14 protein-coding genes are annotated in these 14485 nt (G+C 34.7%); all 14 read right to left on the reverse strand.

The features are described 5' to 3' along the window. Positions 1–60: 60 nt before the first annotated feature. The 14 genes from EZV73_RS11540 to EZV73_RS11605 all read right to left on the reverse strand — a co-directional run bounded on the left by EZV73_RS11540 (position 61) and on the right by EZV73_RS11605 (position 14425). On the reverse strand, positions 61–1485 hold the full coding sequence (locus EZV73_RS11540; protein WP_240840469.1) for an MFS transporter: 1425 nt from the start codon (positions 1483–1485) through the stop codon (positions 61–63). Then, complete coding sequence (locus EZV73_RS11545) at positions 1482–2105, reverse strand: TetR/AcrR family transcriptional regulator (protein ID WP_240840470.1); 624 nt, start codon at positions 2103–2105, stop codon at positions 1482–1484. Before EZV73_RS11545 ends, EZV73_RS11540 begins: the two co-directional genes overlap by 4 nt. A gap of 6 nt (positions 2106–2111) precedes the next feature. Continuing rightward, positions 2112–3506 carry a beta-N-acetylhexosaminidase gene (locus tag EZV73_RS11550; RefSeq protein WP_240840471.1) on the reverse strand — a complete coding sequence of 465 codons (1395 nt, stop codon included), beginning with the start codon at positions 3504–3506 and terminating at the stop codon, positions 2112–2114. Between the two features lie 86 nt (positions 3507–3592). Then, positions 3593–4573, reverse strand: coding sequence for a hypothetical protein (locus EZV73_RS11555; RefSeq protein ID WP_240840472.1), 981 nt, complete (start codon positions 4571–4573; stop codon positions 3593–3595). A gap of 99 nt (positions 4574–4672) precedes the next feature. Continuing rightward, on the reverse strand, positions 4673–5335 hold the full coding sequence (locus tag EZV73_RS11560; RefSeq protein WP_240840473.1) for an MBL fold metallo-hydrolase: 663 nt from the start codon (positions 5333–5335) through the stop codon (positions 4673–4675). A 48-nt stretch (positions 5336–5383) separates the two neighbouring features. Next, positions 5384–8143 carry a histidine kinase gene (locus EZV73_RS11565; protein ID WP_240840474.1) on the reverse strand — a complete coding sequence of 920 codons (2760 nt, stop codon included), beginning with the start codon at positions 8141–8143 and terminating at the stop codon, positions 5384–5386. 73 nt (positions 8144–8216) lie between these two features. Beyond that, on the reverse strand, positions 8217–10043 hold the full coding sequence (locus EZV73_RS11570) for a heavy metal translocating P-type ATPase (protein ID WP_240840475.1): 1827 nt from the start codon (positions 10041–10043) through the stop codon (positions 8217–8219). Between the two features lie 66 nt (positions 10044–10109). Beyond that, a complete protein-coding gene (locus tag EZV73_RS11575) occupies positions 10110–10307 on the reverse strand; it encodes a hypothetical protein (protein ID WP_240840476.1) in 198 nt (65 codons plus the stop codon). Between the two features lie 2 nt (positions 10308–10309). Further along, positions 10310–10657 (reverse strand): helix-turn-helix transcriptional regulator, encoded by a 348-nt coding sequence (locus EZV73_RS11580; protein WP_240840477.1) that lies wholly within the window; start codon positions 10655–10657, stop codon positions 10310–10312. Positions 10658–10764: 107 nt separating this feature from the next. Further along, on the reverse strand, positions 10765–11280 hold the full coding sequence (locus tag EZV73_RS11585; protein ID WP_240840478.1) for a hypothetical protein: 516 nt from the start codon (positions 11278–11280) through the stop codon (positions 10765–10767). A gap of 39 nt (positions 11281–11319) precedes the next feature. Then, positions 11320–11946, reverse strand: a complete 627-nt coding sequence (locus tag EZV73_RS11590) for a CPBP family intramembrane glutamic endopeptidase (RefSeq protein WP_240840479.1) — start codon at positions 11944–11946, stop codon at positions 11320–11322. A gap of 80 nt (positions 11947–12026) precedes the next feature. After that, entirely contained in the window at positions 12027–12533 is a 507-nt protein-coding gene (locus EZV73_RS11595) for a dUTP diphosphatase (protein WP_240840480.1), read from the reverse strand. A 124-nt stretch (positions 12534–12657) separates the two neighbouring features. Beyond that, entirely contained in the window at positions 12658–13953 is a 1296-nt protein-coding gene (locus EZV73_RS11600; protein WP_240840481.1) for a sensor domain-containing diguanylate cyclase, read from the reverse strand. Between the two features lie 40 nt (positions 13954–13993). Beyond that, the gene (locus EZV73_RS11605; RefSeq protein ID WP_240840482.1) at positions 13994–14425 is read right to left on the reverse strand and encodes a hypothetical protein; all 432 of its coding nucleotides are present in this window, start codon (positions 14423–14425) and stop codon (positions 13994–13996) included. Positions 14426–14485: the final 60 nt, after the last annotated feature.

Genomic DNA, 14485 nt, shown 5'->3' on the forward strand with positions numbered 1-14485 from the left:
AAGTCTGTTCACCATGTGACTATAATATACTAAGAAAAAATGTCTGTCAACTAGAACTTTTTAAGCTTGTATTCTTTTTTTAAGTTCTTGAGTCATGGTTTCAAAATAAGTTTCATCAATGATATACTTCTTTTTTATCAGGTAAAAAGCAAGCAACATACAGATCATAGGAACTATAACCATACCAAATCTGATGGAAAGTCTCATAGCCATTGTGCCTTCTGAAAGTACTGAATTTGCCTGATTTGTAATATCTGATACAAGTCCATTACCTTTTTCTATTTCTAAATCAGCAATCTTTGAAGTTAATGAAACCACACCTGATGAAATCAAAACAAGGGTTACAATAGACTGCTGAATGGCAGCCCCAATTTTAACCATAAGTGGTCTCACAGAAAAAATGATGGATTCGTTTCTTGAACCATTAATGAACTCATTGTACTCAATGGTATTAGCAGTCATGACAATAAGGGCCACATAAAAGAGTGTAATACCAAAGAAGGCTAAAAATCCACTTATGTACAAGAATATCAAATTGATCTTAAAGAAAATACCATTCATAAAAAATGTCGAATAGCCTATGGTCATGATGATGACACTTAGCCTCATTATTTCCATACGCTTCATGCGCTTTGAAACTATAGGAAATACACCTAAAGCCATAAGAGTACCTACCGCAAATACAATTGTAAAGATGGTTAAATACTCGCCGCCATAGCCAAACTCAAAGTAAAAGAAGTTCAGTCCAAAAGCCACAAATATTTCACTGGCTATGGTGTGTAACAAAATAGCAATGGTCATAATCACTAATTGGTCATTCTTTGTAAGAATATGAAACATCTTTTTCAAGTTAACTTTTTCGTGATTATCAGTCCGTTCATTTTCCCTTACACCAAAGTAAGTAAGGAGTGTAAAGGCTAAAAATATAAAGGATACACTGATACCGATTATTTTATACATGACAACAGCATTACCTGTTACTATAACAGGAATTAAGCCACCTGCTAGAAACTGACCAATGCTTGCAAAAACAACCACTAAGTTTGTTAATGAGTTTCTTGTCTCATTGTCACTGGCTAGGTTAGGTAAAAGTGACCAGTAGGCAATATCATTGATTGTAAAAGTCATGCCCCATGTAATATAGACAATGCCGAAAAAAACAACAAAGGCCCAACCCTCAGGTCTAATTGAAAACAAACAGATGGTTGCAAAAAAGTTTAATAAACCACCTATTAAAATCCAAGGTCTAAACTTTCCTGATTTAAAACGTGTATTTTCAATGATCATCCCCATCATTGGATCATTGATGCCATCCCATACTCTAGCGGCAATCATGATGCCTGAAATGGCCGTAAACTGAGGAATCGTCAGTTTCATTGTGTACTGTATGTAAGAAAGTGTAAACATAGAAACCATTATAAATAACATGTCACGACCTATACCGCCGATGCTATATGACCATTTGTTTCTACTCGACAATTTCATTTTAACCTCACTCTCAAATAATCTAAATACATATCAATTTGACAAGATAATATGTCCCTTGAATCTAAACCAAGTTCTTGGGATATAGATTCTCCCTTGTAGGCTATTCTCTGACCAAATCCCCATAATACACTGGCCATAGTCGATACAAGCATCTTTAAATCTTTCTTTAATTCTATCGAGCCATCTTTTATGCCCTCTAGTATTATTTTTTCTATCAAAACATCAGAAACCATAAACTTGCTTCTCGTGTCATCAGAAACTTTCTGGGGTCTTTTATCAGAAAAATAGATATCATATTCTGCTACAAAAGCCATGATGGACATTCTGTCTTCCATGTAGTTTTTCATCTTATATAAAAATACTTCAAGCTTTTTTATACCAGAACCTTCAAGCCCATTGTAGACGCTTGTAATATAGTCATTCCAATCATCAAAGAAGGCCATTAAAACTTCATAAGCCAGGTCCTCTTTATTGGTAAAATGTCTGTAGATGGTACGTCTAGTTTTACCTCCAGCAAGAGCAATTTCGTCCATTGTAGCTTCAGCTATCCCCTTATCAGCAAACACTTGTCTGGCCTTATTTAAAAACTCTTTTCTTGTTCTTTCTTTTACCGTCATCATTCCTCACTTCAATGAATTAAATATGTCGTTAACAGAAACTGTCGAGACCATATAAAACAGACTCTTCACAGTTGACACCAAACCTGATTTACCCACATCATAAGAACCAAGTGATTTGACTCTTTCTTCAAAGTCTTCATAGTCACCTCCACCCCATGCTAATTCAGAAATCGCATAAATTCTCGGAAACATCATATCATGAACCTTGTTTATCGTAGGCATATGCTCTGTCCATAAACACCCTTCAATGCCAATGATGTTCGGGTGGTCAAGAACCTTGTCGTAAGTCTTTTTAAGGGGTGTCATATAAATAGGATAATCAAAATAGTGGTGAAAAAAATCGGATATGATCAGTGGATTAGAACGACCATTTTCCATGGTGATTTTTCGGTTCATCCAGTGCTGAACAGTCACATCTTCAATCCTACCGTGTTTTAACGGATCATTCCAGATAATGACCTCTACGTCTTTTTTTCTTACATGACTTTTAATACGTTCTATAAAATCTAGGAATAAATCCTTACTAGAAACCAACCCCTTTTCTTTCATGTAGGTCTGACATGTTTGACATGTCGCCCACTTCTTTAGCGGCGCTTCATCACATCCAATATGAATACTTCTGCAGTTAAAAACATCAATAACTTCATCAACTAAGGTAAACATGTCATTCATGGTCTTTTGACTACCAGCACACAGTATGGTATCGAAAATCCCAAAGCGATTCGAGACAGCTACTGGATTTTTTTCACAGGACCATTGAGGGTAGGATGAGATGCCTGCCATCATATGACCAGGTAGGTCTATTTCAGGAATGATCTCAACAAATCTTTCTTTTGCATAGATAACTAAATCACGCAAATCACTTTGACTGTAATAACCTGAAACAGGGGTATTATATGTTTTAAATCGCCTCTTTGTATTAGGTCGATAAGAGCCATGTAAATGAAGTTTGGGAAACTTTTTAGATTCAAAGCGCCATCCTTGATCGTCTGTCAGATGAATATGAAACTTGTTCATCTTAAGTTCTGAGCAAATATCAACTATCTTGTATAGTTCCTCTATGTCATAAAAGTGTCTGGCTACATCTAACATAAGGCCTCTATACTTATAGTCAGGATAATCTTCTATTACTCTAGAAGCTATTGACTTTCCTAAATAATTCTTAAGTGTGATTAAACCGTAAAAAAGATCTGATTCTTTATTGTAATCAATATGCACACTTTCATCTATTCTCAAAGCATAACCCTTCATAGGCATTTGATCACAAGTAATCATTGTTGTCCCTTTGGGTAGAAGAAGCACGTCTATCATCTTCTCTACAAGTGGACTCTGACTCTTTAATCCCTTAATCTCGACCAACTTATCTGATATGCTTTCATGTTTTACTTTTGGAATCATAAAACCTCCATGACACACCTTGTGTCATTTTAATGCTATCATATAAATTTTTTCTGGTCAAAAAAATAAAAGTGGTTAAAAACCACTTAAATTTTAATATCTACTTCATGAATAACATTTGCCTGTCCATTTTCTTTAAGATAAATACTTGAACCACTGATTTTTGCCATATCCTCATCACCATGTTTTAGGGTATAGTTCGAAGTAACATCTGCTAGATAAATAGCACCCACACCGGCTTCTTTCAAGCCAATCAATGTCTCCTCACCATTTTCATCAACGGTCCAGATTTTTAGTTGATCAAATACATCATCATTTTCATCAATCCATTGGTTACCGTCTAAATCATAGGCTCTAAGTTCTGAAAAACCATTGTTTGTTTTTGGACCAAATAGTTCTAAGCCAGAATCTATCATGCCATTGTCATTTTTATCTAAAGCTAAAAAACCACTACCTCTTGATAGGAAGTTAAACGAATCAATATTACCATCTAAATTAAGATCCATCTTAATCTTTTTACCACCAAAGTCCACACCCTTGCCATCAAAGTTGAGTACAAGTGGGTCATGGAAGTTACCGACTTCTAGTAAGTTTTCATGTTTCATATAAGTTTCTCTAGCCATATGAAGGTTGAGTTCAAAATCAATCTCACGACCATCTTCAGTTTTTACCTTGCCTTCAGATGAAAAACTCATAGACTCTTTCTCATGAACCTCCCTATTTGTATAAATCCTCATAGCAAATCCAGATTGGCCATTTGATTTTTTAACTGCCTTATCTTCTTTGTCTTTCTTTTCTCTACCAATATGAGAAAACTTAAATTTCTTGCCAGTCAACCAAGTGATAAATGTCTCTAACAACTCAATTTTTCTCTTATCTTCATCACTAAGTTCAAAATCAAGTGCCTCCTCAGTATTTGTTTCTGCAAGTGATAGTCCTTCTTCTGAAATGTCTAAAGCGTCTTCAACCCGAAACTCCTGAATGGTAATATGTATTTCCTCTCGTTCGACTCGATGATAATTAGACATCGCTTGTTGCTCGACGTTGTAGCTATCAATCTTCATCATTTCACCTCCATGTGAATAACCAAATCCTTTCCTTCTATATCGGCTAAATTGTCAAAATCTTTAGTTAATTTTAAAATAAAAAAAATACACCGAAGTGTATTAAAAAATATATGAGTTAGGATACTCACTTTTTATAAGTTTTGTTTTAGACTTAGTCTTCAAATGTTGTATCGATTGGTACTCATTTCCGAAATGCATAGGTATCAAATATTTTGGTCCGATCTTATCGATAAAATAGTCCATACTCAATCTATGAAAGGTCTTTAACCGATGGTCTACAGGCACAAAGGCAAAGTCAACTGGATGACCAACTAGTTCAGAAATCTCTCTTTCATAGAGTTCTTGCTCTTCTTGTTGTTTTCTATAGTCATCATTTTCCCAGTGCCACCAGTTGAGGTCACCTGAATGGAAAATAGATTCTTCTCCTATTTTGACAAGATAAGAAACACCTAAGTCAGTTGTACCAAAGACTTTTACATCAAAACCTTTAACAAATGCCTGATCTCCTTTTGTGACTTTTATGACATCATCAGAAGCTTCTAATGGCACATCTTCAGAGACAACAAAGATGACATCGTTATTTTCCTTAAGTTTCAGAATATCTGGATTGTAATGATCACTATGAGAATGTGTGACAAAACAAATGATTTCTTCGTTCTCATATTGGTCTAAATGATGGCATACATCAAAGAGTAAGATTTTTTCCTTGTATTCAATATGAAAACCACTATGAAAAATGTGTTTTATTCTAAAATTATTCATTCGGACTCCTTTCGACTATATTCTATCTTTACACCAAAAGTCATGACTTTATTCTGAAAATCTGAATTTTATTTCAGTACCCTTACCTAGTTCAGTTTTTACTTGTAAATCTTCACCATAAATGTACCTTAACCTAGACTGTAGATTGGACAAGCCTACGCCTAGATTCTCACCATCATAGTTAAAGCCAAAGCCATTATCTTTAACTGAAACGCTGATATGATCACCATCTTTTACGATCTTGACATGAACTTCTAAAGCCTTGTTAGACTTTTCTAGATTGTGTTTGATGGCATTTTCAACCAAAGGCTGTATCATAAGAGGTTGAATCTGAACATCCCCCACCTCATTGTGAATGGAAAATTGCAGGCGGTCTTCATACCTCACTTTTTCTATGTCCATGTAAAGTGATATCAAATCCATTTCCTCACTTAATGATATGGACTTGTCAGGACTGTAAAACTTAAGCTTGTATCTTAAATACTGGGCAAAAGAGACGATCAAGTCTTCTGCTTCATCAGGTTTTGTTTGAATCAATGAAGCAATGGAGTTAAGTGAGTTGTTGACAAAATGCGGCCTGATTTGTGCCTCTAAGAGTCTGGTTCTTGCTTCTAACAAGTCTTCTGTAGACTGTTTGTTTTCAAGGGCATCTTTTAGCTTACTCAATAATATCTGACGATCTGATGACCATTGTACAATATCATTGACGCCTAAATCGTACAGTTTTCCAAGATTGTAATTGTCTACAAAATCTAACATGGCAAAGATGGGCATTTCAAGCTTCGAATACAAGCCTCTTACATCTTCAATAAATCTTTCATACTCAGTTCGAGTTGTTGTTACATCTATGACGATAGCCTTTATCTCCTTATCAATCTTAAAGTAATTATCCAAACCGCTATCATTAAAGAGTATAGGCTGATAATCATTTCTAAGGGCCCTATACAAGACATTCCAATTTGAACTTGATAGGGTGATGACACCTACTTTGTCCTCTTTGGTATACAAGCTTTGCAAGGAAACAACATCTTCATCGTTTGTAATTTTTTCGAACTCCAGAAAAAACTTATCTTGATTGGCATAGGTCCTGCAACCAATCTCACCAAAGTATTTCTCTAAATGGGCAAACTCACGTCTAAAGTTATAAACTTCTTGTGCAGCACCATGACACTCTATTTCAAGCACAACTTTATCAGAAAATGCATTTACTCTAACCTTCATATTGTTTTCATAACCTGCATAGATAAATGTAAATATCAAGTTGACGATAAAGAGCTTAAGCATACCTGGATCAGACTTAACATGCACGGCATATTTGTCATCGCAGTAAAACTCAAACTTAGATTCTATTTTAAGCTCTTGAATAATAGATTCAATCAGATGATACAGTGAAAACTTCTTAAGTGTTACAGGTGCAACATTTTCTTCAATGCCTATCTTATTGGCTAAGGCACCTAACTTGTAGTACAAAAGATTTAGGTTTGAATCCATTAGATCAGATGTATCCAAATGAGATATCTCATTAAGTACCTCTTTCATAGGTATTTTGATTTCTTTCTGAAGTCTCTTATAAAATGAAAGCTCCTTTTGCTGAACATATTGAATCTCACGCATCCTTTCTCTGGATTCCTTTGCTAAAAAAATAGCTTCAGACAAGGCAAAGTAAGTTGCCAAAACCGTTAATGTCGTCAGGTTAAAGGCTTGACTGCCATTGGCTAAAAAGAAATCAATTATGAAAGAAAGGATAAAGAAAAGCTGAAGTAAAAACAGTCTGGTTGATCCTACACTTTTCTTTCTCAGAAGCTTGATACTCAAATACAATACATTTACATAGGTGACCAAAACAGTAACAATGTAATAGGCATAGAACCTTGTTACATAGTAGAGATTAGAGAACACAATCAATGACAATCCGATAAGGACCATAACAAATAAAACCACACGCATAAACTTTAAAGGTTTTTCATTAAACATGACAGAGTAATATCTAAAAAAAGCATAAGGGGTCAGTATCATACTGATGTACAAGGCTTTTATTGCTAAGAGTTCCGGTATGCCTGGAATCAGCAACAATACGGTCGTTTCACCCGTCACCGCCACAATGACAAACATGAAGAAGAAAATAATAACAAAAAACCTAGTCATTTCATCTTTAGGTGATGCAACCAAGAGGCTTAAATGATACACAAACATGGTAAACATAACACCAATCAACAAACCGCTGATTAAAAGTTCTATGGAATGATATAAGTTTATCTTATCGCTAGTGCCTAAATACATGGGTGCTGTAAAGCCACCTCTAGCATGATCTTTATTAAGGACATGGACATAGATTTGAAAAGACTTTGAAGGTGGTGTAAAACGTATATTCTCATACCTGTAGTCAATGTGATTTTCATGACTCAAATCGTCACCATAATCAACTCGCTTATCGTTGATATAAATCGCAAAGTTGGTTCTTAAATGAGGTACTTTGATCATGAGTTCTTGATCTACATGGTCTGTGTGCACTTCAAGTTTATATGTGCCTATACCTCTTCTAGGCAGCAACTCACCTTTATATGTTTCTTTATGCCAAGCTCCAGGGGCCTTAATCAAACCATAATCTAAGTCTGATTCAGTTGAAAATACCCCGGGAATAAAGTGCCACTGTCCTCCAAGGCGATAGACTTTATCCTGTTCTAAATTATCAATATCAATAAGACCATTTTCAATATTGGCAGGCTCAACAAATACACCAAAGCTCGCATAAACAAAGGCAAATAATAATATTAAGATTGATAACTCTAAAATGTACTTATTTCGCATGTATCCCCCATTGATTATTAACTATTGATCTTTATACCCAAATTAGAATAAAAAAAAGGATGAATGATCATCCTTATTTACTGTTTATTGCTCTGCCTGAGTTAAGTATTGCAATAAAAGCAACACCTACATCGCCAAAGATAGCAGCCCATAACTCTGCTAGTCCCATTGAGCCTAATATCATTATAACAATTTTTATGCCCAGTGCAAAGACTATATTCTGCGTAATAATCTTTGAGGTATATCGCGAAACTCTAATTGAATCGGCTACAGCTGTTACCTCGTCTGTCATTAAAACAATATCTGAAGATTCTACAGCCACATCACTGCCAAGAGAACCCATGGCAATACCAGCATCCGCTCTAGTTAAGACAGGTGCATCATTGATACCGTCTCCAACAAAGACAACATCTTTTTCCTCTTGAAGTATTTTTTCTAAGATCGTCAGTTTGTCACCAGGAAGCAACTCGGCATGAACTTCATCAATCGACAACCTTTCAGCTATTTTACCAGCGATAGGCTTTCTATCACCTGTCAGCATAACAAATCTTTCTACACCTAGTTCTTTAAGTTCTTTTAAGCCTTCTATTGTATGATCTTTTATCTCATCATTGATATGAATGATACCTTTTAGGTCACCATCTACTGCCAGGTACAGTGTTGTACCGAGTGATTCATGTTCTGGCACAGGAATACCTTTTAGCTCAAGTAGTGCATCATTACCAATTAGTACCTTACTTTGATTGACCATAGCCTGAAGACCTTTACCAGGCACTTCTTCCACATGCGTTACTTCATCTATATCTAAATCCTTGCTATAGTATTTAACAATAGCTTTTGCAATTGGGTGATTAGAATAAGCTTCTATGTGTGCTGCATACTCGATGATTTTATCTTTGTCAAAGTCTGATAATACGTCCACAGCATCCACTGTAAAGTTACCCTTTGTTAAGGTACCTGTCTTATCAAATACAATGATTTTGGTTCTTTTCATAACTTCTAAGAATTGGCCACCTTTCACAAGTATACCCTTTCTAGCAGCACCACCAATACCACCAAAGTAACCAAGTGGTACAGAAATTACTAATGCACATGGACATGATACAACTAAGAAGATTGCGCCTCTGTAAACCCAAGTTGAAAAGTCTTGTCCAAAGAAGAGTGGTGGAATAACAGACAGAAGTACTGCACCAACAACCACAATTGGGGTGTATATTTTTGCAAACTTTGTAATGAATTTTTCAGTTGTTGCTTTATTTTCATTGGCCTTTTGTACCATAGATAAAATCTTAGATACTGCTGATTCACTAAAAGGTCTTAATACTCTTACTTCTATAACACCATTCATATTGATGGTACCAGAATAAACTTCAGATTCTACTTCTACATTAACAGGTAAAGATTCCCCCGTTAACATGGCTGTATCTAGTGATGAAGTACCTTTAACGACTATACCATCAAGAGGTACTTTTTCACCAGGTTTTACAACAATGATCTCATCTACAGCTACGTCGTTTGGTTGAACTTGAATGATCTCACCATTTCTTTTAACATTTGCAAAATCAGGTCTTAAATCGAGCAATGAAGAAATCGAACGTTTTGACCGATTGATGGCATACTCCTCTGTAATCTGACCTACAGCATAGAACAACATAACTGCCACACCTTCAGCATACTCACCAATTAAAAATGCTACGATGGATGCAATGGCCATCAAGAAGTTCTCATCTAACATTTTACCTTTAAATACACTAGTAACTGCTGACTTTAAAACACCCGTTGACACCAGTAGATAGGCTGCAATGAACAAGCCTAAATCCACAGTTTCAGAAAAAGGCGTAAATATCGCCGTAAAGAATAATACAAAAGAAAGTATCAACTTACCATTTTCTTTAATCACCTTTAACCATTTAGGTTGATTTTCTTTAGCTTGACTGCCAGTCGAGCTATCATCATCGCAAGAACCTCAGCCACAGCCGATATCGTCTAATGGGTTATCATGATTACTTGTTACAAAATCCATTGTAATCTCATGACTGTGATCGTGACCGTGGTCATGCTTATGATCATGTTTGTGGTCATCTTCACAAGAACCGCATCCACAACCAATATCATCAAGGACATCTAATACTTTTTCTTCTTTTAATTTTGCTTTTTCTACCATGATTAATTCCTTTCAAATAAATGATCTAATCCCATTTCATATATTAATTTAATGTGATTATCATCTAACTGATAAAAAACTTGTTTACCTTCTTTTCTAGCCTTTACAATCCTTTGATTCTTAAGTATTCTTAACTGGTGAGATATTGAAGACTGACTCATTTCAAGGATGTCAACAATACCACTCACACACATTTCACCTTCAAATAAGACACAAATGATCTTAATGCGCGTAGAATCACCAAATATTTTAAAGAACTCAGATAAGTCTGTTAGGGTATCTTCGTCCGGCATATGTTTTCTTATAACTTGAACTTTTTCTTCATCGCAATGTGTACAACAATTATTCATAATTTTTCTCCTTTATATTTACACATGAACAATCGTTCATATGTTCATCTATATAATAACATACTGTGAATCAAAGTCAATAGGAATCTGCATAAAAAAAGTAGACATTAAACTTTATTGTCTACTTTCAATCCTTTCACCAACTCATCTGAAAGGCCATATTCTTTTTTATTTCTTGTGACAGTCTTTGTCACACCACCTGCAATATAGGCAACACCACATTCAGGACATATGGCAGAATGTAGTTGAACACTTTGTGATACCACTTCCCTACCGGATTTATCAGCATCCGCTTGTTCATTAGAGACGTGTTCAAGCTCATGTGCCATAACCAAACTTGCAGATTCCTCAGGATCTATTTGCGTCGGTGTTTTAAAAGAGACACCTGGATCATCAGAACCATCTACATAAGTCCTATTGGCACATGTTTGACACTCAATAATACCCAATTGCTTCAACTTCTTATCACTATAGACATTCTTAAGTGATTCCAAATTCTTTTTTGGATCCAAGCCAAGCTTATCAATAACCTTCGGATCAGTTCTTCTTACAGGACTGATACCTTCTGCTGGTTCCGTCTTCGGCATTTGAATCTGGTATGGGGAATAAGTATCTATTTTCATACAATCACCTACTTATTATTATACCCATTTTTGAGGACTTTAAGCAAATCCAAGGACATGAATCCCTATTAGAACAATGGCGATGTCAGCAGAAATATGAATCATATAAGATGCAAGTATGGAGTCTGTTTCTTCAACAAAGTAATTGAATATAAGACCACCTACAAAAAGGCCAAATAGTATAAGCAGGGTTATAGGTAATGAAAACCATGTTAAAAAAATAGCTACATGATAAATAGAAAAAGCTAAGGCTGAAAGGACATAGGCAAACTTTCTACTGTACTTCAGCATACCCTTGAAAATAAAGCCGCGAAAAAAGATCTCCTCTGCAAAGGCGTTGATAAAAACAGTATATAAAGCAGCCAAAATAAAGAGCGACTTATCTATTTGCATTCGATGACTCATGTCGTATCGGATGGCTTCTATGTCTATAAAGCCCCTGAATATAAAAAAAGCTACAATAATGACTGTAAAAACAAATAAAGAGGCAATGCCAGTTTTTTTATAACTAGACCTAAAATTAATCTTCTTCATAGAATACAGTGGATAGACAACAAATAAAGGCAGCTTAACGAGTGTTTTAACCACATAGGGTAACATGACCACCTGTTCTACAAAATACAGTATGATTATAGTGGTTAGTGTATATAAGAGTATTTTCTTCATTTCTTCCTCCCACTTAACAATAACAAGAAAATCTTAAAATAATCTTACAAAAGTCCAAGTTAAAAATGAAAAAATCCCTGCTAAGCAGAGATTGATAACTCATTAAAATATGACATGGCCTCTTCATAAGAGATATTTAATGGTTCAGCCAGTTGAATGTATTTTGCAAATACATAGATATACTTGTTCAAAGCATCTACATATCTGTCATTTTCTAAATGTCCTTTTAAACTAGAAACACCTTCATATAATTCAGAAAATAGTGAGATCAAGTCATCTGTTTGAGAAATATTTTCAAAGGCATAATCATCAATCATATTTAACTGATACTTGTTTCCTATTGATAAAAGATACTTCAAACCTTCTAAATATCTGAACAAAACTTTTTTTCTTGGCAGCTCATTGATATTTTTTCTATACTTATAACATTTTGTCAGATTTGCAAGCTCCCCTAATTTGACTTGAATGGCTAAAAATCTAACATTTAATATATTATCCTCACCTAGAGCATTCTCTTCCATACCTGAGATCAGACTCAACTTTTCTTCTAGTGTTTGCTGAATCTTAAATAGTTCATTAATTTTCATATGTTACCTCCAATAATTCCTTCGTTGTATACAATTATACAGAGATAGTTTTATAAGTCAATGACTTTTTAGTAATTAGTATTAGTACCTAGTCATATATGTAGAATATATACAAAAAAAGACGCTATGCGTCTTTCATCTTTAGCTGTCTTTTCATTTTATACATCATCATATCAGATTTTAAATAGAGCTCTTCTGCTGTAGAAGCTTCTTTTGGATACTCTGTTATACCATATGAGAAGTTAATAGGATACTTTATATCATGATTATTTCTGATAATGGTCAGTTCTCTCATAATCCTCATAAATATTTTTGAAGCGTCAATCTTTTCTATGTCTGTCAGTATCATACCAAACTCATCCCCACCTAATCTTGCAAAATAATCGGTTGTTCTAAGTGAGTCTCTGACAGTTTGAGAAAATATAGTCAGTAACTGGTCTCCAGCAGAATGACCATATTCATCATTTACTTTCTTTAAATCATTGACATCAATAATGACATACAAGAAAATTTCTTGTCTCTTAATAAAAGAGTCTACCAGACTATCGAAGTGTTTTCTGTTATATACACCTGTTAAATCATCATATCTTGATAAATAAAGGATTTCATCCAACAGATTTCTGTTTCTAATTGCCACTTCTAACTGAGAAGCAAATAAATCCATTATGAACTTATCTTCTTCATCAAACAAATCCTTGTTGTGGCCATCTACATTGATAACACCAATAAAGTTATCATCTACCTTAATGGGTGTAGATAAGGTTGTTTGAAAAATTTTTTTATGTTCTTTGTAAAAGCTCTCAAACTCCTCTTCAGACATTACTTCTCTGTTAAACTCAACAACATCATCGATGATAACGGAATGATCCACTTTACCGCCCGTACTTTTATACAGAAAGTCATCTTCCTTTTTAATCCTTAAATCCTTAAAGGATTCTTCGAAACCTATAATAGAAATACACCTGAGTATGTCATCTTGATCTAAGAGTAAAATACTCCCCTTATATGTTTTACCTATGGCTTCAATGGCTTTAGAAAGAATAAAGTCATAAACACTTTGTTGGTCATTTGTTTTAAGAAAGAGATTGTTTATAGTAATTGAAAGTTCCAAAGCATGATTCATTCGCTTTAGTCTTCTATTGGCAATCTCAGAATCCTCAAATATTTTTTCAAATTTGGACATCATATTGGATTGGTCTATATCATAATCACCAAAGCCAAATCGATTCAAGAGGGTCTTTATTCTTTCCATGGTTCTTTTATGAAGATAAATGCGAACACAAAATGTTGCAATTATAAGCATAAGAGCTTGTATCAAGAGGGGGTTTTTTACCCCAAATAAAATAGGAAGATAGATACATATTATTAAGAACAAAGAAATCAAACTGCTTGGTATGAGTATCTGCTTAATAAATCTCATATCACCCTCCTTTCAATCGAAAAAAATAAGTACTTCGTACTTACTTTTTAGTATGCATACCAGATTTCTTCTTTTCAACAGCAGGTTCTGTCGGTTTACTAGAAGTTCTAAATCTATCCAGTTTATCCGAACAGTCCTTACACATGGTACCAATCTGAATTTTTCTACCACATGCAGAACAGTAGGTGCCTCCATCTACAGTAACAAGAGTTAATCTGCCGTCAGTGACATACTTCATAACTTCTCTGATGGTTATATCAATACCTCTAGCTTTTAACTCTTCAACCAGCTCTTTTGGTGTTATATGAGGTTGGTCATAAACTACTGCTCTTGCATTTGCAAATTTATCGTGCTCTATATCTCCAGTTAGCATCGCTTTTTTCTTTTTAGGTTCAGCGCAATTTGTACATAAGGTTTCATTACCTTCAGCTCCAAAGAATACACCGCACTTTTCACATTTCTTTAATGCCATTTTTTTCCTCCATTATTTTATCTCTTACTGTATTATACCACATCATTACATAAGGATTCA

The sequence above is a fragment of the Acidaminobacter sp. JC074 genome, from assembly GCF_022496765.1.
GTDB lineage: Bacteria > Bacillota > Clostridia > Peptostreptococcales > Acidaminobacteraceae > JABXKX01.